This is a genomic window from Paraburkholderia kirstenboschensis, from assembly GCF_032806925.1.
Taxonomy (GTDB): domain Bacteria; phylum Pseudomonadota; class Gammaproteobacteria; order Burkholderiales; family Burkholderiaceae; genus Paraburkholderia; species Paraburkholderia kirstenboschensis.
Genome location: NZ_CP136513.1, coordinates 2,392,512 through 2,411,328, shown reverse-complemented (window position 1 = coordinate 2,411,328; position 18,817 = coordinate 2,392,512). Strand labels below are relative to the sequence as shown.

General features: G+C 62.2%; 23 protein-coding genes. 22 read left to right on the top strand and 1 reads right to left on the bottom strand.

What is annotated here, in order from left to right; translation table 11 throughout:
* The first annotated feature begins 94 nt into the window (after positions 1–94).
* The 19 genes from RW095_RS33465 (at position 95) to tatC (ending at position 14,402) form a co-directional block, all read left to right on the top strand.
* Complete coding sequence (locus RW095_RS33465; RefSeq protein ID WP_317020162.1) at positions 95–1,027, top strand: ABC transporter ATP-binding protein; 933 nt, start codon at positions 95–97, stop codon at positions 1,025–1,027.
* Positions 1,024–1,788 carry an ABC transporter permease gene (locus RW095_RS33460; protein ID WP_317020161.1) on the top strand — a complete coding sequence of 255 codons (765 nt, stop codon included), beginning with the start codon at positions 1,024–1,026 and terminating at the stop codon, positions 1,786–1,788. The genes RW095_RS33465 and RW095_RS33460 overlap by 4 nt, the downstream gene beginning before the upstream one ends.
* Positions 1,789–1,802: 14 nt before the next feature.
* Positions 1,803–2,042 (top strand): BolA family protein, encoded by a 240-nt coding sequence (locus RW095_RS33455; RefSeq protein ID WP_006052280.1) that lies wholly within the window; start codon positions 1,803–1,805, stop codon positions 2,040–2,042.
* A 111-nt stretch (positions 2,043–2,153) separates the two neighbouring features.
* Positions 2,154–3,416: a UDP-N-acetylglucosamine 1-carboxyvinyltransferase gene (gene murA, locus RW095_RS33450; RefSeq protein WP_317022773.1), complete on the top strand. Its 1,263-nt coding sequence runs from the start codon at positions 2,154–2,156 to the stop codon at positions 3,414–3,416.
* Entirely contained in the window at positions 3,413–4,111 is a 699-nt protein-coding gene (hisG, locus tag RW095_RS33445; RefSeq protein ID WP_317020160.1) for an ATP phosphoribosyltransferase, read from the top strand. The genes murA and hisG overlap by 4 nt, the downstream gene beginning before the upstream one ends.
* A gap of 61 nt (positions 4,112–4,172) precedes the next feature.
* The gene (gene hisD, locus RW095_RS33440) at positions 4,173–5,495 is read left to right on the top strand and encodes a histidinol dehydrogenase (RefSeq protein WP_317020159.1); all 1,323 of its coding nucleotides are present in this window, start codon (positions 4,173–4,175) and stop codon (positions 5,493–5,495) included.
* Between the two features lie 289 nt (positions 5,496–5,784).
* Positions 5,785–6,855: a histidinol-phosphate transaminase gene (gene hisC / locus RW095_RS33435; RefSeq protein WP_317020158.1), complete on the top strand. Its 1,071-nt coding sequence runs from the start codon at positions 5,785–5,787 to the stop codon at positions 6,853–6,855.
* 92 nt (positions 6,856–6,947) lie between these two features.
* Positions 6,948–7,535 (top strand): imidazoleglycerol-phosphate dehydratase HisB, encoded by a 588-nt coding sequence (hisB, locus tag RW095_RS33430; protein WP_317020157.1) that lies wholly within the window; start codon positions 6,948–6,950, stop codon positions 7,533–7,535.
* A gap of 51 nt (positions 7,536–7,586) precedes the next feature.
* Positions 7,587–8,207 carry a MarC family protein gene (locus RW095_RS33425; RefSeq protein WP_020070646.1) on the top strand — a complete coding sequence of 207 codons (621 nt, stop codon included), beginning with the start codon at positions 7,587–7,589 and terminating at the stop codon, positions 8,205–8,207.
* Positions 8,204–8,845 carry an imidazole glycerol phosphate synthase subunit HisH gene (hisH, locus tag RW095_RS33420; RefSeq protein ID WP_317020156.1) on the top strand — a complete coding sequence of 214 codons (642 nt, stop codon included), beginning with the start codon at positions 8,204–8,206 and terminating at the stop codon, positions 8,843–8,845. The genes RW095_RS33425 and hisH overlap by 4 nt, the downstream gene beginning before the upstream one ends.
* A gap of 214 nt (positions 8,846–9,059) precedes the next feature.
* The gene (gene hisA, locus RW095_RS33415; protein ID WP_020070648.1) at positions 9,060–9,812 is read left to right on the top strand and encodes a 1-(5-phosphoribosyl)-5-[(5-phosphoribosylamino)methylideneamino]imidazole-4-carboxamide isomerase; all 753 of its coding nucleotides are present in this window, start codon (positions 9,060–9,062) and stop codon (positions 9,810–9,812) included.
* Between the two features lie 235 nt (positions 9,813–10,047).
* Complete coding sequence (gene hisF, locus RW095_RS33410; RefSeq protein WP_317020155.1) at positions 10,048–10,821, top strand: imidazole glycerol phosphate synthase subunit HisF; 774 nt, start codon at positions 10,048–10,050, stop codon at positions 10,819–10,821.
* A gap of 1 nt (position 10,822) precedes the next feature.
* Positions 10,823–11,233: a phosphoribosyl-AMP cyclohydrolase gene (gene hisI, locus RW095_RS33405; protein WP_193414856.1), complete on the top strand. Its 411-nt coding sequence runs from the start codon at positions 10,823–10,825 to the stop codon at positions 11,231–11,233.
* Complete coding sequence (locus RW095_RS33400) at positions 11,230–11,613, top strand: phosphoribosyl-ATP diphosphatase (protein ID WP_317020154.1); 384 nt, start codon at positions 11,230–11,232, stop codon at positions 11,611–11,613. Before hisI ends, RW095_RS33400 begins: the two co-directional genes overlap by 4 nt.
* Positions 11,614–11,719: 106 nt before the next feature.
* A complete protein-coding gene (locus RW095_RS33395) occupies positions 11,720–12,115 on the top strand; it encodes a DUF4870 family protein (protein WP_128595906.1) in 396 nt (131 codons plus the stop codon).
* An 89-nt stretch (positions 12,116–12,204) separates the two neighbouring features.
* Entirely contained in the window at positions 12,205–12,570 is a 366-nt protein-coding gene (locus RW095_RS33390; protein ID WP_317020153.1) for a histidine triad nucleotide-binding protein, read from the top strand.
* A 223-nt stretch (positions 12,571–12,793) separates the two neighbouring features.
* The gene (gene tatA / locus RW095_RS33385) at positions 12,794–13,030 is read left to right on the top strand and encodes a Sec-independent protein translocase subunit TatA (RefSeq protein WP_128588598.1); all 237 of its coding nucleotides are present in this window, start codon (positions 12,794–12,796) and stop codon (positions 13,028–13,030) included.
* A gap of 39 nt (positions 13,031–13,069) precedes the next feature.
* Positions 13,070–13,588: a Sec-independent protein translocase protein TatB gene (tatB, locus tag RW095_RS33380; protein WP_317020152.1), complete on the top strand. Its 519-nt coding sequence runs from the start codon at positions 13,070–13,072 to the stop codon at positions 13,586–13,588.
* A 34-nt stretch (positions 13,589–13,622) separates the two neighbouring features.
* Positions 13,623–14,402 (top strand): twin-arginine translocase subunit TatC, encoded by a 780-nt coding sequence (gene tatC / locus RW095_RS33375; RefSeq protein ID WP_027779461.1) that lies wholly within the window; start codon positions 13,623–13,625, stop codon positions 14,400–14,402.
* Between the two features lie 184 nt (positions 14,403–14,586).
* Here tatC and RW095_RS33370 read toward each other — a convergent pair whose 3' ends face one another.
* On the bottom strand, positions 14,587–15,801 hold the full coding sequence (locus RW095_RS33370) for a Do family serine endopeptidase (RefSeq protein ID WP_128590043.1): 1,215 nt from the start codon (positions 15,799–15,801) through the stop codon (positions 14,587–14,589).
* A gap of 19 nt (positions 15,802–15,820) precedes the next feature.
* Here RW095_RS33370 and RW095_RS33365 point away from each other — a divergent pair, with 19 nt between their 5' ends.
* The 3 genes from RW095_RS33365 (at position 15,821) to RW095_RS33355 (ending at position 18,808) form a co-directional block, all read left to right on the top strand.
* On the top strand, positions 15,821–16,567 hold the full coding sequence (locus RW095_RS33365) for a Nif3-like dinuclear metal center hexameric protein (RefSeq protein WP_128590040.1): 747 nt from the start codon (positions 15,821–15,823) through the stop codon (positions 16,565–16,567).
* A gap of 241 nt (positions 16,568–16,808) precedes the next feature.
* On the top strand, positions 16,809–17,429 hold the full coding sequence (gene petA, locus RW095_RS33360) for a ubiquinol-cytochrome c reductase iron-sulfur subunit (protein WP_020070659.1): 621 nt from the start codon (positions 16,809–16,811) through the stop codon (positions 17,427–17,429).
* Positions 17,429–18,808, top strand: a complete 1,380-nt coding sequence (locus RW095_RS33355; protein WP_317020151.1) for a cytochrome b — start codon at positions 17,429–17,431, stop codon at positions 18,806–18,808. The genes petA and RW095_RS33355 overlap by 1 nt, the downstream gene beginning before the upstream one ends.
* The last annotated feature ends 9 nt before the right edge of the window (positions 18,809–18,817 follow it).

Sequence of the window (18,817 nt, the reverse complement as noted above, 5' to 3'; positions counted from 1 at the left end):
GGACCGCCTAACCGGCCCCAATTCCGTTTATTTCCCGCATTCGTGCGCCCGCCCAGGGCTCCTTTAAGCGCCGCGCCGCACGCGGCGCACTGTCATGTCAGCCATAGAAATTCGTAACGTCAAAAAGCGCTACAAAGACTTGCAGGCGCTCAAGGGCGTCAGCCTCTCAGTGGAAGAAGGCGAGTTCTTCGGGCTCCTGGGTCCGAACGGCGCGGGCAAGACAACGCTCATCAGCATTCTCGCGGGCCTCGCGCGCGCGGACGAGGGCAACATCGCGGTGCGCGGCCACGACGTCGTCGGCGACTTCCGCGCGGCTCGCCGAGCGCTCGGCGTGGTGCCGCAGGAACTTGTGTTCGATCCGTTCTTCACCGTGCGCGAAACGTTGCGTATCCAGTCCGGCTATTACGGGCTGCGCAACAACGACGCGTGGATCGACGAAATCATGGCCAATCTCGATCTCACCGACAAGGCCGACGCCAACATGCGCGCACTGTCGGGCGGCATGAAGCGCCGCGTGCTGGTTGCGCAGGCACTGGTGCACCGCCCGCCGGTAATCGTGCTCGACGAACCGACCGCCGGCGTCGACGTCGAATTGCGCCAGACGCTGTGGAAATTCATCTCGCGCCTGAATCGCGAAGGTCACACCATCGTGCTGACCACGCACTATCTCGAAGAGGCCGAATCGCTGTGCGACCGCATCGCGATGCTGCGTCGCGGCGAAGTGGTGGCGCTCGATCGCACGAGCATCCTGCTGCAACGCTTCGCCGGCATGCAGTTGTTCGTGCGCTTCGCGCAAGGCGTGTTGCCGGCCGAACTGCGGCCGCTCGAAGCCGAGGGCGGCGCGGGCAACGGCAATGGCCGTCAGCACTTGCTGCGTCTCACGAGCTATGACGAGGTCGAGAAAATTCTCGCGCAATGCCGTGCGGCGGGGTGCACATTCGAAGAAATCGAGGTCCGCAAAGCCGACCTCGAAGACGTTTTCGTTCAGGTGATGAACGGTCCCGAAGTGATCGAGGGGCTCGCATGAGCGGCTATAGCGGTTTCGGCACGCTGTTCTACAAGGAAATCCTGCGCTTCTGGAAGGTGTCGTTCCAGACGGTGTTGGCGCCCGTCATCACCGCGCTGCTGTATCTGACGATTTTCGGCCACGCTTTGCGCGACCATGTACAGGTTTATCCGGGCGTCGAATACACGAGCTTCCTGATTCCCGGACTCGTGATGATGAGCGTGCTGCAGAACGCGTTTGCGAACAGTTCGTCGTCGCTGATCCAGTCGAAAATCACCGGTAATCTGGTGTTCGTGCTGTTGCCGCCGCTGTCGCATCACGAGATGTTCGGTGCCTATGTTCTCGCGGCGGTCGCGCGTGGACTCGCGGTCGGCTTCGGCGTGTTCATCGTGACGATCTGGTTCGTGCCGATCAGCTTCACGGCGCCGCTCTACATCATTCTGTTCGCCATTTTCGGCGCCGCGATTCTCGGCACGCTCGGTCTGATCGCGGGCATCTGGGCCGAGAAGTTCGACCAGCTCGCCGCGTTCCAGAACTTTCTGATCATGCCGCTCACGTTTCTCTCGGGCGTGTTCTACTCCACACATACGCTGCCGCCGGTATGGCGCGAAGTGTCGCGGCTCAATCCTTTTTTCTACATGATCGACGGCTTTCGCTACGGTTTCTTCGGGATGTCGGATATCAATCCGCTCGTGAGCCTCGCGATCGTCGCCGGTTTCTTCGTGGTGCTGGCCGTGGTGGCGATGCGCATGCTCGCGTCCGGCTACAAACTGCGGCACTGACAGGAGCTTTTCTCATGTTGCCGACTCCCGAACAGGTCAAGCAATACATCGCCGCTGGACTCGCTTGCCAGCATCTCGAAGTCGAGGGCGACGGTCAGCATTTCTTTGCGACCATCGTTTCCCCGAGCTTCGAAGGCAAGCGGCTGATCCAGCGTCATCAACTCGTGTACGCGGCGCTCGGCGACCGCATGCGCGAAGAAATCCACGCGCTCAGCATGAAAACGCTGACGCCCGCCGAATGGCAGAACGCGTAATCTGGAAATTTAGTGCGAATTACTCAGGAAGGGCGCGACGCCGGCAGCGGCGCGTCGAACACAATCAAAGCAGTCCCGGCTGAAGTCCGGGTCGATCAGGAACAGACAGGCATGGACAAACTCGTCATTGAAGGTGGCTACCCGCTGTCGGGTGAGGTCGTTGTCTCGGGCGCGAAGAACGCGGCGTTGCCGATCCTGTGCGCGAGTCTGCTGAGCGCGGAGCCGGTGGAACTGGATAACGTGCCCGATTTGCAGGACGTGCGCACGATGCTCAAGCTGCTCGGCCAGATGGGCGTGCGCATCGAAAGCGGCAATGGACGCGTGTCGCTCGACGCATCGAAGGTCGACAACCTCGTCGCGCCGTATGAGATGGTGAAGACCATGCGCGCGTCGATCCTCGTGCTCGGCCCGCTGGTCGCGCGTTTCGGCCACGCGCGCGTGTCGCTGCCCGGCGGTTGCGCGATCGGCGCGCGCCCGGTGGATCAGCACATCAAGGGCCTGCAGGCGATGGGCGCGGAGATCACCATCGAGCACGGCTTCATCGAAGCGCGCGCCGAGCGTCTGAAGGGCGTACGCATCATCACCGACATGATCACGGTGACCGGAACCGAAAACCTGCTGATGGCAGCGGTGCTCGCGGAAGGCGAGACGATCATCGAAAACGCGGCGCGCGAACCCGAAGTCGGCGACCTTGCGCATCTGCTCGTGCAGATGGGCGCGAAGATCGAGGGCATCGGCACTGACCGCCTCGTCATTCAGGGCGTGGACAAGCTGCATGGCGCGAAGCACGCCGTGATTCCGGACCGGATCGAAGCCGGCACGTTCCTGTGCGCGGTGGCCGCGGCGGGCGGCGACGTCACTTTGCGCCACGTGCGTCCGCAGATTCTGGAAGCGGTGACCGACAAATTGCGCGAAGCGGGCGTGACAATCGAAGAAGGCGACGACTGGATGCGCGTGCGCATGGACAAGCGTCCGAATGCGGTGTCGTTTCGCACGTCCGAGTACCCGGCGTTTCCGACCGACATGCAGGCGCAGTTCATGGCGCTGAATACGGTGGCGGACGGCAAGGCGCAGGTTGTCGAAACGATCTTCGAAAATCGCTTCATGCACGTGCAGGAATTGAACCGCCTCGGCGCTAACATCACCACGGACGGCAAGACCGCGCTCGTGACCGGCGTCGACAAGCTCTCCGGCGCCAAGGTGATGGCAACCGACCTGCGCGCGTCGGCCAGTCTCGTCATCGCTGCTTTGCGCGCGGAAGGCGAGACGCTGATCGACCGCATTTATCACCTGGACCGCGGCTATGACCGCATGGAAGCCAAGCTCAACGCGATCGGCGCAAAGGTGCGCCGCATCGCCGGGAGCCAGGCATGAGTTCGATGCCGCAAACGTCGAGCTCGCCGGCGGCCAGCGCGCCGCTTACGCTTGCTTTGTCGAAGGGGCGTATCTTTGAGGAAACGCTGCCGCTACTGGCCGCAGCCGGCATCGAAGTAGCCGAAGACCCGGAGACTTCGCGCAAGCTGATTTTGCCGACCACCGACGCCAATCTGCGCGTGATCATCGTGCGCGCGACGGACGTGCCGACCTATGTGGAATACGGCGCGGCCGACTTCGGCGTGGCGGGCAAAGACGTGTTGCTCGAACACGGCGGCAGCGGGCTGTATCAGCCGGTGGATCTGGATATCGCGCGCTGCCGCATGTCGGTCGCGGTCGCGGCGGGTTTCGATTATGCGAACGCGGTGCGCCAGGGCGCCCGCTTGCGCGTGGCAACCAAGTACGTCGAGACCGCACGTGAGCATTTTGCCGCCAAGGGTGTTCACGTCGACCTGATCAAGTTGTACGGTTCCATGGAACTGGCGCCGCTCGTCGGTCTCGCGGACGCGATCGTCGATCTGGTCAGTTCGGGCAACACGTTGCGCGCTAACAATCTCGTGGAGGTGGAGGAGATCATGCAGATTTCGTCGCGCCTCGTTGTGAACCAGGCGGCGCTAAAGCTCAAGCGCGCCGCATTGCGGCCGATTCTCGACGCGTTCGAACGCGCGACGAAAGCCGGCCTTGCCGCGGCCTGACAGTTGGATCGAGCCAGTGTGACCAGGCTCTAAAGCGCGCCTTACCGAAACGGATACCCGTATGTCTATCAAGATTCGCAAACTCGATTCCACCGCTCGCGACTTCCAGAAGTCGCTGCATGCGGTGCTCGCGTTCGAGGCGAGCGAAGACGAAGCAATCGAGCGCTCGGTCGCGCAGATTCTCAGCGACGTCAAGGCGCGCGGCGACGCGGCGGTGCTCGAATACACGAACCGCTTCGACCGTCTGAGCGCGAACAGCGTTGCCGCGTTAGAGCTGCCGATGTCTGAGCTCGATGCGGCGCTCGAAGGTCTCGAGCCGAAGCGCCGCGCGGCGCTCGAAGCCGCGGCGGCGCGCGTGCGCGGTTACCACGAGAAGCAGAAGATCGAGTGCGGCAGCCATAGCTGGCAATACACGGAAGCCGACGGCACCGTGCTCGGCCAGAAGGTCACGCCGCTCGATCGCGCGGGTATCTACGTGCCGGGCGGCAAGGCAGCGTATCCGTCGTCGGTGCTGATGAATGCGATTCCGGCGCGCGTGGCCGGCGTGCGCGAAATCGTCATGGTGGTGCCCACGCCGGACGGCGTGAAGAACCCGCTCGTGCTGGCGGCGGCCTTGCTCGGCGGCGTGGATCGAGTGTTCACGATTGGCGGCGCGCAGGCCGTCGGCGCGCTTGCGTACGGCACGCAAACCGTGCCCGCAGTCGACAAGATTTGCGGTCCCGGCAATGCGTATGTGGCGTCGGCCAAGCGACGCGTGTTCGGCACCGTCGGCATCGACATGATCGCGGGGCCGTCGGAAATCCTCGTGCTGTGCGACGGTACGACCGACCCGCGTTGGGTCGCGATGGACCTGTTCTCGCAAGCCGAGCACGACGAGCTCGCGCAGTCCATCCTGCTGTGCCCGGACGACGCGTTCATCGGCCGCGTGAACGACGCGATCAACGAACTCTTGCCCACCATGCCGCGCCGGGACGTCATCCAGGCGTCGCTGGAAGGGCGCGGCGCGCTCATCAAGGTGCGCGATATGGCGGAAGCCTGCGCGATCGCCAACGACATCGCGCCGGAACACCTCGAAATCTCGGCGCTGGAGCCGCATCAGTGGGGGCAGTTGATTCGCCATGCGGGCGCAATTTTCCTCGGCCGCTATACGAGCGAGAGTCTCGGCGACTACTGCGCGGGGCCGAACCACGTTCTGCCCACGTCTCGCACCGCACGGTTCTCGTCGCCGTTGGGCGTCTACGATTTCTTCAAGCGCTCGAGCGTGATCGAAGTGAGCGCGGAAGGCGCGCAGACGCTCGGCGAGATCGCCGCCGAGCTCGCTTACGGCGAGGGCTTGCAGGCGCACGCGCGCAGCGCCGAGTACCGGATGCGGCATAGCGGCTGAGCGCGGCTGGAGCGGCAAGGCGGCTACGCGGCCAACCAGCTGACCAGCCGGGCGGCCCAGGCAGCTCATGTGCCCGGCGCCGCGAACCGCCGCAAGAAGGGACCGGCATCAAGCCGATGTATTGATGCCACACGGTCCGCCGCTTACCGGGCAACTCCCGTTTGACGAATTCGTATCCAATAACGACAACGCAGACCAACCCGACGCGGCGAGCCGCTGCGAAACAAGGCGCGTCCGATGCGTTCCATGCGCCCGATGCATGCGGCGCGCGCGGCCGGCCAACTGACCTATGACGACACCTCAAGACATCATCCGCCGCGACGTGCTCGCGATGACGAGCTATCCCGTTCCGGACGCGACCGGCTACATCAAGCTCGACGCAATGGAAAACCCGTTTCGGCTGCCGCCGGTGCTGGCCGCGCATCTGGGCGAGCATCTGGCGGGTGTCGCGCTGAACCGTTATCCGGCGCCGCGCCCAGAAGCGCTGATAGAGAAAATCAAACGCGTAATGGGCGTGCCGGCCGGCTGCGACGTGCTGCTCGGCAATGGCTCCGACGAGATCATCAGTATGGTGTCGATCGCGTGCGCGAAGCCGGGCGCCAAGGTGCTGGCGCCGGTGCCGGGCTTCGTCATGTATCAGATGTCGGCGAAGCTGGCGAACCTCGAGTTCGTCGGTGTGCCGCTGAAGGCCGATTTCACGCTCGACACGCAAGCCATGCTCACGGCAATCGCCGAACACGAGCCGGCGGTCGTCTATCTCGCATACCCGAACAACCCCACGGGCACGTTATTCGACGACGCCGACATGGAGCGCATTATCGCCGCGGCGACGAAAAGTCTCGTGGTGATCGACGAAGCGTATCAGCCGTTCGCGCAGCGAAGCTGGCTGCCGCGCGCCGACGCGTTCGACAACGTCGTCGTGATGCGCACGGTGTCGAAGCTCGGTCTGGCCGGCATCCGTCTCGGTTATCTGGTGGGTAAGCCCGCCTGGCTGACCGAACTGGACAAGGTGCGCCCGCCCTACAACACCAACGTATTGACCCAGGCGGCGGCGGACTTCCTGCTGGATCACGTCGACGTGCTGGACTCGCAAGCCGCGCAATTGCGTGACGAGCGCACGAAACTCGCGCAGGCTGTGGCCGAATTGCCGGGTGCCGAAGTGTTCCCGAGCGCCGGCAACTTTCTGCTGGTGCGCGTGCCCGACGCTTCGGTTCTGTTCGAAACCCTGCTCGCCGCGCGGGTTTTGATCAAAAACGTGAGTAAAATGCATGCACTGCTCGCCAATTGCGTGCGTTTGACAGTCGGTTCTCCCGAAGAAAACGCCCAATTGCTCGCCGCACTGAAACTCGTGCTGCACTGAGTCGTGCTGCACTGAGCGAACTGCGACAAGCAGCGGCTCGCCGCTCCCATCCCACACTACTATCGCTTCACAGCTAGATTCGAGGAATTACCATGCGCCTTGCGGAAGTCGTTCGCAATACCAGCGAAACGCAGATCCGTGTCAAGATCAATCTGGACGGCACCGGTCAGCAAAAGCTGGCCACCGGCGTGCCGTTTCTGGACCACATGCTCGACCAGATCGCGCGGCATGGCCTGTTCGATCTCGACATCGAAGCGCATGGCGACCTGCATATCGACGACCACCATACTGTCGAAGACACCGGCATCACGCTCGGTCAGGCTGTGGCAAAAGCAATCGGCGACCGCAAGGGCATTCGCCGCTATGGCCACTCGTACGTGCCGCTCGACGAAGCGCTTTCGCGTGTCGTAATCGACTTTTCCGGCCGTCCGGGACTCGAATTTCACGTGCCGTTCACGCGCGCGCGCATCGGCACGTTCGACGTCGATCTGTCGATCGAATTTTTCCGCGGCTTCGTCAACCACGCGGGCGTCACGCTGCATATCGACAACCTGCGCGGCCTGAACGCTCACCATCAAATGGAAACGGTGTTCAAGGCTTTCGGCCGTGCGCTGCGCATGGCTGTGGAGCAGGACGAACGCGCGGCGGGACAGATTCCGTCGACCAAGGGCAGCCTTTAAGCGACGCATTTACCAGGATCGGGATCGCGCAGTGCGCGCGCCCGGTGTTCAATGGATATTCTGAAGTCGTTTATCTCGCTGCTTGCGCTGATCAATCCGATCGGCGCGATTCCATTTTTCATGAGCCTGACGGCGAATCAGAGCGACGTCGAGCGGCGCAGGACCATTCGGATCGCGGCGATTTCGGTGTTCTGCGTGATTGCGATAACCACGATGCTCGGGCAGCAGATCATCAGCTTCTTCGGCATTTCGGTCGGTTCGCTCGAAGTGGGCGGCGGGATCATCATGCTGCTGATGGCGATCAACATGCTGAACGCGCAGATCGGCAATAGCCGTTCGACGCCCGAAGAACGCCACGAGGCGGAGCAGAAGGACAACATCGCGGTCGTGCCGCTGGCGATTCCGCTGTTGACCGGCCCGGGCGCGATCAGCACCACGATCATTTATGCAGCCGGCTCGCCGCACTGGTACGACCGGATCAGCCTGATCGTGATCGGCGCGGTGCTGGCGGCGATCTGCTTTTTTTCGCTGCGTCTTGCCGAACCGATTGCCCGCTGGGTTGGTCGCACGGGTATCAACATCGGCACGCGGCTCATGGGTTTGATGTTATCGGCGCTGGCGGTGGAATTCATCGTCGATGGATTGAAGGCTTTGCTGCCTAACTTGAAATGAAAACTTCGATAGCGATTGTGGATTACGGAATGGGCAACCTGCGCTCGGTGGCGCAGGCATTGCGCAAAGCCGCGCCGGAAGCGGACGTGGCGATCGTCGACCAGCCCGAAGCGATTCGCGCGGCCGACCGCGTGGTGTTGCCGGGCCAGGGTGCGATGCCCGATTGCATGCGCAGTCTCGCGGAGTCCGGCTTGCAGGAAGCAGTCGTCGAAGCGTCGCGCGTGAAGCCGCTGATGGGCGTCTGCGTCGGCGAACAGATGCTGTTCGACTGGAGCGCGGAGGGCAATACGCCGGGACTCGGACTGTTGCCGGGCAAGGTGCTGCGTTTCGATCTGGAAGGCCGGGTGCAGGACGACGGCTCGCGCTTCAAGGTGCCGCAAATGGGCTGGAACCGCGTGCGTCAGGCGCAGCCGCATCCGCTGTGGGACGGCGTGGCGGACAACGCGTTCTTCTACTTCGTGCACAGCTACTACGTGGTGCCGGAGAATGCCGCGCATACGTCCGGCGAAACCGTGTACGGTGTGCCCTTTACCTCGGCGGTGGCGCGGGATAACATCTTCGCGACCCAATTCCACCCGGAAAAGAGCGCCGACGCAGGGCTGCGCGTGTATCGCAACTTCGTGCACTGGAACCCGTGAGCGCCTTTTTCTGTTCCGTTGCCGTGCGTCGTTCCGCCACGAGCGGGACGTTTGCCGCGCGCCACAGCTTTTGCACCGCGATTTCGCGCGGTCCTGCCGGTACGCAAGGCCGCCGAAAGAGTTGTACTAAACTAGCGAGACGGCGTTCTCGCGGGCTGACCTGCCAGCCGCTGCCGCCGACCTTCAACCCCTTCCCACACAACACCCGATTGCTATGCTGCTGATCCCCGCCATCGACCTGAAAGACGGTCAGTGTGTACGCCTCAAACAGGGCGATATGGACCAGGCGACGATATTCTCCGAGGAACCGGCGGCTATGGCCCGACATTGGGTCGAGCGCGGCGCGCGCCGTCTGCACCTCGTCGACCTGAATGGCGCGTTCGCCGGCAAGCCGAGGAACGAAGAGGCGATTCGCGCGATCATCGAGGAAGTGGGCGGCGAGATTCCCGTGCAGCTCGGCGGCGGCATCCGCGACCTGAACACGATCGAGCGCTATCTGGACGACGGTCTGGAGTACGTGATCATCGGCACGGCGGCGGTGAAGAATCCAGGCTTCTTGCAGGACGCGTGCACGGCGTTCGGCGGCCATATCATCGTCGGTCTGGATGCCAAAGACGGCAAGGTCGCGACCGACGGCTGGAGCAAGCTCACGGGCCACGAAGTCGCCGATCTCGCGCGCAAGTTCGAAGATTACGGCTGTGAGTCGATCATTTACACGGACATTGGCCGCGACGGCATGCTGCAAGGCATCAACATCGAGGCCACCGTGCGTCTTGCGCGCGCGGTGAAGATTCCGGTGATCGCGAGCGGCGGGCTGTCCAACCTGACCGACATCGAATCGCTGTGCGAAGTCGAGGACGAAGGCATCGAAGGCGTGATCTGCGGCCGGGCAATTTACTCGGGCGACCTCGACTTTGCGGCTGCGCAAACACTGGCGGACCGGCTGCGCGAATCGGACGACGCTTAAACCCCGGCGCCAGTTTCGTCGCGGTGCGACTGGTGGGCTTGATGCGATCGCGCTCTGATCGCTTCTGGCACTCGAGCGCACATGCGGCGTGTGCCGGCGGCGCGCTCCCGTAGCGGTTCCCGTTTCGGTTGCGCAAACACTTCCGGCGTGGCGCGGCCTCCCGCGTCGGACCATGCCGCTCGCTTCACGTCGAAATGAGCGGCCTCATCAGCGGTATTGGCAGAATTGCAAGATCATGGCTCTAGCTAAACGCATCATCCCCTGTCTCGACGTCACCGCTGGCCGCGTGGTCAAGGGCGTCAACTTCGTCGAATTGCGCGACGCGGGCGACCCGGTCGAAATCGCGCGTCGGTACGACGATCAGGGCGCGGACGAACTCACTTTCCTCGATATCACCGCTACCTCGGATCAGCGTGATCTGATCCTGCCGATCATCGAAGCGGTTGCCTCGCAGGTCTTTATTCCGCTGACGGTCGGCGGCGGCGTGCGCGCCGTCGAAGACGTGCGGCGTCTGCTGAACGCGGGCGCGGACAAGATCAGCATGAACTCGTCGGCGGTCGCGAATCCGCAGCTCGTGAAAGACGCCACCGACAAGTACGGCTCGCAGTGCATTGTCGTCGCGATCGACGCCAAGCGCGTTTCCGCGGACGGCGAGACGCCGCGCTGGGAAGTCTTCACGCACGGCGGACGCAAGGCCACCGGCCTCGAAGCGGTCGAATGGGCGCGCAAGATGGCCGAACTCGGCGCGGGCGAAATCCTGCTGACCAGCATGGACCGCGACGGCACAAAGAGCGGCTTCGACCTCGCGCTCACGCGCGCGGTGTCCGACGCGGTGCCGATTCCGGTGATCGCCTCGGGCGGCGTCGGCAACCTGCAGCATCTCGCCGACGGCATCAGGAGCGGCCACGCAGACGCCGTGCTTGCCGCGAGCATCTTCCACTATGGCGAGCACACGGTGGGCGAGGCCAAGCGCTTCATGGCCGAGCAAGGCATTTCAGTGAGGTTGTGACGTGGTGAATCCAACGGCAGTCAATTGGCTCGACAAGGTCAAATGGGACGCGAACGGCCTCGTGCCGGTTATCGCGCAGGAAGCGTCGACGAACGACGTGCTGATGTTCGCGTGGATGAACCGCGAGGCACTGGCGAAGACCATCGAACTGGGCCGCGCGGTGTACTTCTCGCGCTCGCGCCAGCGCCTGTGGTTCAAAGGGGAAGAATCCGGCCATGTGCAGCATGTGCATGAAGTGCGGCTCGATTGCGACGAAGACGTCGTGCTGCTAAAGGTGGAGCAGGTGTCCGGCATTGCGTGCCACACCGGCCGCCACTCGTGCTTTTTCCAGAAATTCGAAGGCACAGCGGAAGATGGCGACTGGGTCGCCGTCGATCCCGTGCTGAAAGACCCCGAACACATCTACAAATGACGCAGACCACGCAAGCCACGCCGTCCACCACCGACACGCTGATGCGCCTTGCGGCGATCATCGACAGCCGCAAGGGCGGCGACCCCGACGTGTCGTACGTCTCGCGCCTGTTCCACAAAGGCGACGACGCGGTGCTCAAGAAGATCGGCGAAGAGGCCACCGAAGTCGTGCTGGCCGCCAAGGACACGCGCCACGGCGGCGAGACGAAGGCGCTCGTTGGCGAGGTCGCGGACTTGTGGTTTCACTGCCTCGTGATGCTCTCGCACTACGATCTGAGCCCAGCCGACGTGCTCGCCGAACTCGAGCGTCGCGAAGGTATGTCCGGCATCGAAGAAAAGGCGCTGCGCAAGAGCCGCGAACGCGAGCAGAACGGTGACTGACGCGCGTTTTTTCGTCGGTGTTTGCCCGCACTGCCTTGAAGTGACGAGCGCCGGAGCCCACATTGCACTGAACGCATCGCAAACGCATCCTCTGGAGGACGCAAGCATGGAACAGTCGCACGAGAGTTATCCGCGGCCCGCGTATCGCCACGCAATCGAGCCGGAGCGGGAACGCAGCCTGCGCACCCTGACGCATGTGCTGTACGCGCTGTATGCGGTCCACTGGCTGACGGGCGGGCTGACGATCATCGTCGCGATCATCATCAATTACGTGAAGCGGAGCGACGCGGCAGGCACGCCTTATGAAGCGCACTTCGAGTGGCAGATCCGCACGTTCTGGATCGGCCTGCTGGGTTACGCGATAGGCGGGCTGCTGCTGTTCGTGGTGATCGGTATTCCGGTGCTGTGGGCCGTGAGCATCTGGATGTTGTACCGTATTATCAAAGGGTGGCTGTATCTGTACGATAACAAGCCGCTCGCGAATCCGCGTTCGTGGTTCTGAATTCGTCCGATGTTAAGGACAGCGGCGGAACCGCGCCGCGCCGCGTCCAGTCACGCTTTACGCTCTAGCCTTACCGCGTCAGGAATACGATGAGTCACGATCCGAACTGCCTCTTTTGCAAGATCGCCGCCGGCGAGATTCCGTCGACCAAAGTGCACGAAGACGACGAGTTCGTCGCCTTCCGCGACATTCGTCCGGCGGCCGAGACCCATGTGCTGGTCATCCCGCGCAAGCACATTGCCACTCTTACTGACTGCACAGAGAGCGATGCGCCGCTGCTTGGTAGAATGCTCGTTTTGACGGCGCGTCTTGCCGACCAGTTGGGCGTGGCGTACACAGGTGGCGAAACGGGCTTCCGCACGGTCATCAATACGGGGCCGGGCGGTGGGCAAGAGGTTTATCACCTGCACGCGCACATTCTGGCGGGGCCGCGTCCGTGGCAGCGCATGGGCTGACTGCGCAGATCGGGCGAGCGGCCAATGGGGTCGGCGTTGTTTTTGCTGCGTTGTAATTTCGGCGACGCGATTGCATGGCCACAATATGGCCTGTGTCGTGGAGTCGGCGGCGAGGGCGGCAGTGCCGCTGTAACGTAGAAGAAGCGCATGCGCTTCGATTCACGCCGCAAGGCAGACGATTTTTGCCGCATCACGTGCGGCGTCGGGGTTAAGGAGAGTAGTCATGGGTTCGTTGAGTATTTGGCATTGGTTGATCGTGTTGCTGATCGTGGCGCTCGTGTTCGGCACGAAGAAACTGCGCAATATCGGCGGCGACCTGGGTGGCGCTGTAAAGGGCTTCAAGGAAGGCATGAAGGAAGGTGAAACGCCGGCCGACGCGCAGCAGCGCGAACTGCCGCGCAACGGCGCCGTCGATGTGGAAGCAAAGGAAAAGGCCCCGCGTTCGGGCGATTACCGCTAAGCCGCGGGCCAACCGCGTTACTGACGGACATTTCCCTCCATGCTGGACCTCGGTCTAACCAAGATGGCGCTGATTGGCGTCGTCGCGCTAGTCGTGCTCGGCCCTGAGCGTTTGCCGCGCGTCGCCCGCACGGCCGGCGCGCTGTTTGGCCGCGCTCAGCGGTATATCAACGACGTCAAGTCTGAAGTCACGCGCGAAATCGAACTCGACGAATTGCGTCGCATGAAAACCGAGTTCGAAACGGCGGCCACCAATGTCCAGACCTCCGTTCAGGAGAACCTGCGCAAGCATGAGGCCGAACTGAACGACGCGTGGAACAGCGGCACGTCGGTGTCGCCTAGCATTGCCGGCGGTGCGGTCGAAGACGCCGTCAATACTTCGTGGCAAGGCAGCACGCCAGCCGGGGCGCCCAAGCGCAAGAACTGGCGCGTCAAGCAAACCGCAATGCCAGCCTGGTACAAGCGCGCAACCACGCGCCGCACGCGCGTGCAGTCGGGCGCGGCGCGCGTCGCGCGGCATACGCCTGCCAGCATGCGTCGTCCGACGCGGTTTTTCTGATGACCAGAACGACAATCTCTAACCGAGGGCCGGTGTGAGCGACCCCCAGAAAAGTCAGGACGAAGGCGCTGAAGAGACCTTCATTTCTCACCTCGTTGAATTGCGCGACCGCATCATCCGCGCGGGCCTTGCCGTCATCGTGGTGTTCGTTGGGTTAGTGTATTGGGCGCCGGACATCTTCCGGCTGCTGGCGCGCCCGCTGATGCAGAACCTGCCGAAAGACGGCAAGATGATCGTCACCGACGTTACCGGCTCCTTTTTCGTGCCGATGAAAGTGACCATGCTGGTGGCTTTCGTGATCGCGCTGCCCATCGTGCTTTATCAGATCTGGGCGTTCGTCGCGCCGGGTCTTTATCAGCATGAAAAGAAACTGGTCGGGCCGTTGGTCGGCAGCAGCTATACGCTGTTTCTGTGCGGCATGGCGTTCGCGTACTTCGTGGTGTTCCCGACTATCTTTCGCGTAATGGCGCATTACAACGCGCCGTTGGGCGCGGAGATGACGACCGATATCGACAATTACCTGAGCTTTGTGCTCACCATGTTCATTGCGTTCGGCGTGACGTTCGAAGTACCCATCGTCGTCGTGCTGCTGGTGCGCATGAACGTAGTGACGCTGAAGAAGCTCAAGGAGATCCGGCCGTATGTGATCGTCGGCGCGTTCGTGATTTCGGCGGTGGTCACGCCGCCAGACGTGTTCTCGCAGCTTATTCTCGCCATTCCGCTGATCGTGCTGTACGAGGCGGGGATCATCGCCGCGCGGTTGATCGTCGGCAAACAGCCGGCAGTTGTCGAAGACGCGACTCCGCCGGCTTGATGTGAGCGGGCTGCGGTGTTTGCGTGGCTCTTCAGCTCGGTGGCAAGGGGGCGGTGATTCCGCGGCAATCCCACGTCAGTGATTACGCCGCGCGGCCAAACAAAAGGGCAGTCCGTCATGGACTGCCCTTTTTGCCTTCTGCGTTCTGCCTCAAGCCAGCATGGACTTACCACCGGCCAGACCGTTAACCGCCGTCGTCGTCCTGTTGATCGCTGTCCTCGACCGGTTGTTTCGGCGGGGGCGGGCGCTTGCCGATGGTCACGTCGAGATCGAGCTCGCGGTTCTTGCGCACCAGATGCACTTTCGCGGCCGTGCCCGGCTTGATCTGCGCGATCACATTCAGCAGGCGGGTAGTGTCGGTGATTTCCTGGCCGTTCACGCTCATTAGAATGTCGCCCGGCTTGATACCGGCGCGGTCGGCCGGACCGTTCTTCAGCACGCCCGCAACGATCGCCCCCGACTTCTGCTCGAGCCCGAACGACTCGGCAATCTCCGGTGTCACATCTTGCGGCTCGACGCCGATCCAGCCGCGCGTGACCGAACCCGTGGTGATGATGCTCTCCAGCACACTGCGCGCCGTCGACACCGGAATCGCGAAGCCAATGCCGAGCGAACCGCCAGAGCGTGAATAAATGGCGGTGTTGATGCCGAGCAGATTGCCGTTCACGTCGACCAGTGCGCCGCCCGAATTGCCGGGATTGATCGCCGCGTCGGTCTGAATGAAGTTTTCGAACGTATTGATGCCGAGATGGTTGCGACCGAGCGCGCTGACAATGCCCATAGTGACCGTCTGCCCGACGCCGAACGGATTGCCGATCGCGAGCACGACGTCGCCCACGCGGGTCTGTTCCATGCGGCCCAAGGTGATGGTGGGCAGGTTGGTCATATTGACCTTCAGCACGGCCAGATCCGTTTCCGGATCGATACCGATCACCTTGGCGTTCGTGGTGCGGCCGTCGGCCAACGCGATTTCGATCTGATCGGCGCCGTCGACCACGTGCTGGTTCGTTAGAATGTAACCTTCCGAACTCACTATCACGCCGGAGCCGAGGTTCGCGGCCGGTTGCTCGCGCTGCTTGCGATTGTTCTTGTCGCCGAAGAAGTAGCGGAACAGCGGGTCTTTCGCGCGCGGATCTGGCGGCAGTGAGCCATCTTTGCTGGAAAACACATTGACGACCGCAGGCATGGCCTTTTGAGCGGCGTCTGCATAAGACGCCGTTGCGGGCCCACTACCGATGCCAGGCGCCACCTCCCGCAAGGCGACGATCGGTTCGGCAAGTTGCTTGCCGAATTGCCCTTGACGCTGGAGCCACTGCGGTTTGAGGGTCGCGATGATGAACATCAGCGCCAACAGCACAGTCACCGCTTGGGCAAAGAACAGCCAAAAGCGTCTAAGCATCTGAAGACTAGAGGTTTATATGGATCGGATCGAACTTGAATTGTACTTGAACAATCTCCTTGAAACCGCGCGCTTCAAGGACTATTGCCCCAATGGTCTGCAAGTCGAAGGGCGTCGCAAGATCAACAAGCTCGCAACGGGCGTGACCGCGTCGGTGGCGTTTCTGGAAGCCGCGCTGGACTGGGGCGCGGACGCCGTGCTGGTCCATCACGGCTACTTCTGGCGCAACGAGGCGCCGCAGATCACCGGCCGCAAATATGCGCGCCTGAAGCTGCTGCTCGCGAACGACCTGAACATGTTCGCTTACCACTTGCCGCTCGACGACCATCCCGAATTTGGCAACAACGCGCAGATCGGCGCGAAGATGGGCTGGATCAGCGACGCTCGCTTCGGCGAGAACGACCTCGGCTGGCTCGCCACTTTTGCGATGCCGATCACGCTCGCGCACTTCACCGCCGAGATCGAGCAGACGCTCGGCCGCACGCCGCTCGTGTTCGGCGACCCGGATCGCAGCCTGCGCCGCGTCGCATGGTGCACGGGCGCTGCGCAAGGCATGTTCGACGCGGCGATCAACGCCGGCGCCGACGTTTATTTGACCGGCGAGGTGTCGGAGTCGGTCATGCACACGTCGGCGGAAAGCGGCGTCGCGTTTCTGGCGGCGGGGCATCATGCAACGGAGCGCCTAGGCGTGCAGGCGGTGGGCAAGCACCTGTCCGAGCAGTTCGATATCGAGCACCTCTTTATCGATATCCCTAATCCGGTTTGATTTGTTGAATTATCAAAATACGCATTAGCTGAGCAAAAGTGAGCAAAAGGCACGAATAACGGAGGGGACACTTATAAGGATGTGGGAAAAAGTTTGCGATCCGTACGGAGAAACCCTGAGCTATCAAAGGCTTCGCACGGTTTTTGGCAATCGGCCCTTGTAAATGGCGACTCCATTCGAGCAAACTAGCGGCGGTAGAAGCGACGTGAAGGAAAAATCCAACTCAGAAGTGGGGCGTGTGATGCGAGACAAGGAAGATGAACGCGTCGACGGCAGCCGCCGTACCTGGCTGATAGCGACGACCGTAGCAGGTGGCATAGGAGGCGTTGCCACTGTCGTACCCTTTGTTAGTTCGTTTGCACCATCCGAAAAGGCCAAGGCAGCAGGTGCCCCGGTCGAAGTGGACATCAGCAATCTGAAGCCCGGCGACATGATGACCGTTGCATGGCGCGGCAAGCCGGTCTGGATCATCAACCGCACCGACAAGATGCTCGCCGACGTCCAGAAAGCCGATAACGAAGTAGCCGATCCCCACAGCAAGAACGTCTTTTCGATGCCGTTGCCGGAGTACTGCAACAACGAATTCCGCGCACGCACCGACCGCAAGAACATATTTGTCGCCGTTGCCGTGTGCACCCATCTGGGCTGCACGCCGACGCCGCGCTTCATGGAGGGCGCGCAGCCCAATCTTCCAGACGACTGGCCAGGCGGCTTTCTGTGCCCGTGCCACGGTTCGACCTATGACATGGCCGGCCGCGTCTTCAAGAACAAACCTGCGCCGCAGAACCTCGACATCCCGCCTTACATGTTCACGGGAGCCAACGGGCTCGTGATCGGCAAGGACGAGAAAGGAGAAGCGTAATGGCGATCGAACATGAAGTACAAACGACCGGGCTGGTCGGTTGGATCGACCGGCGCTTCCCCTTAACGTCCACCTGGAAAAAGCACGTCTCCGAATACTACGCACCGAAGAACTTCAACTTCTGGTACTTCTTCGGTTCGCTCGCGCTGCTGGTGCTGGTCAATCAGATCGTCACCGGCATCTTCCTCACGATGAACTACAAGCCCGACGCGACGCTCGCGTTTGCGTCGGTCGAGTACATCATGCGCGAAGTGCCGTGGGGGTGGCTCATCCGCTATATGCACTCCACGGGCGCGTCGATGTTCTTCGTCGTCGTGTATCTGCATATGTTCCGCGGCCTCATGTACGGCTCATACCGCAAGCCGCGCGAACTCGTATGGATTTTTGGCTGCGCGATTTTCCTGTGCCTGATGGCCGAAGCGTTCTTCGGCTACCTGCTCCCGTGGGGCCAGATGTCGTTCTGGGGCGCGCAGGTTATCGTGAACCTGTTCTCGGCGATTCCGTTCATCGGGCCCGACCTGTCGTTGTGGATTCGGGGCGACTACGTGGTGTCGGACGTCACGCTGAACCGCTTCTTCGCGTTCCACGTGATCGCGATTCCGCTCGTGCTGCTTGGGCTCGTCGTCGCTCACCTGGTCGCGCTGCATGAGGTCGGTTCCAACAACCCGGACGGCATCGAGATCAAGGCGAAGAAAGATCCGGACGGCATTCCGCTCGACGGCATCCCGTTTCACCCGTACTACTCGGTGCACGATTTCTTCGGCGTGTCGGTGTTCCTGATGATTTTCGCAGCGATTATTTTCTTCGCGCCGGAAATGGGCGGGTACTTCCTCGAGGCGAACAACTTCGTCCCGGCGAATCCTCTGCAAACACCGCAGGAAATCGCGCCGGTGTGGTACTTCACAGCCTTTTACGCGATGCTGCGCGCCACCACCGATCCGTTCAAGATCGTGCTGATGGTCGTGATCGCGCTGCTCGGCCTGCTCGCGCTGGTGCGCGCGCGCGGCAAGTGGAAACTGGGTTTGCCGGTGCTCGCGGTGCTCGTGATTCTGGCAATGGCCTTCACCGAATCGAAGTTCTGGGGCGTGGTGGTGATGGGCGGCGCGGTGATTTCGCTCTTTTTCCTGCCGTGGCTGGACCGCTCGCCGGTCAAGTCGATCCGCTACCGGCCGTTCTTCCACAAGGTGTTTTACGGGATCTTCGTGCTCGCTTTCCTGACGTTGGGCTTCCTCGGCACTAAACCGCCGTCGGCGGCCGCCACGTTGATTGCGCAGGTGTGCGCGCTGATCTACTTCGCGTTTTTCCTCGGCATGCCGTTCTGGACGAGGCTTGGCACGTTCAAGCAGCCGCCCGAGCGGGTGCGGTTCAAGTCCCACTAATGGCGAGCG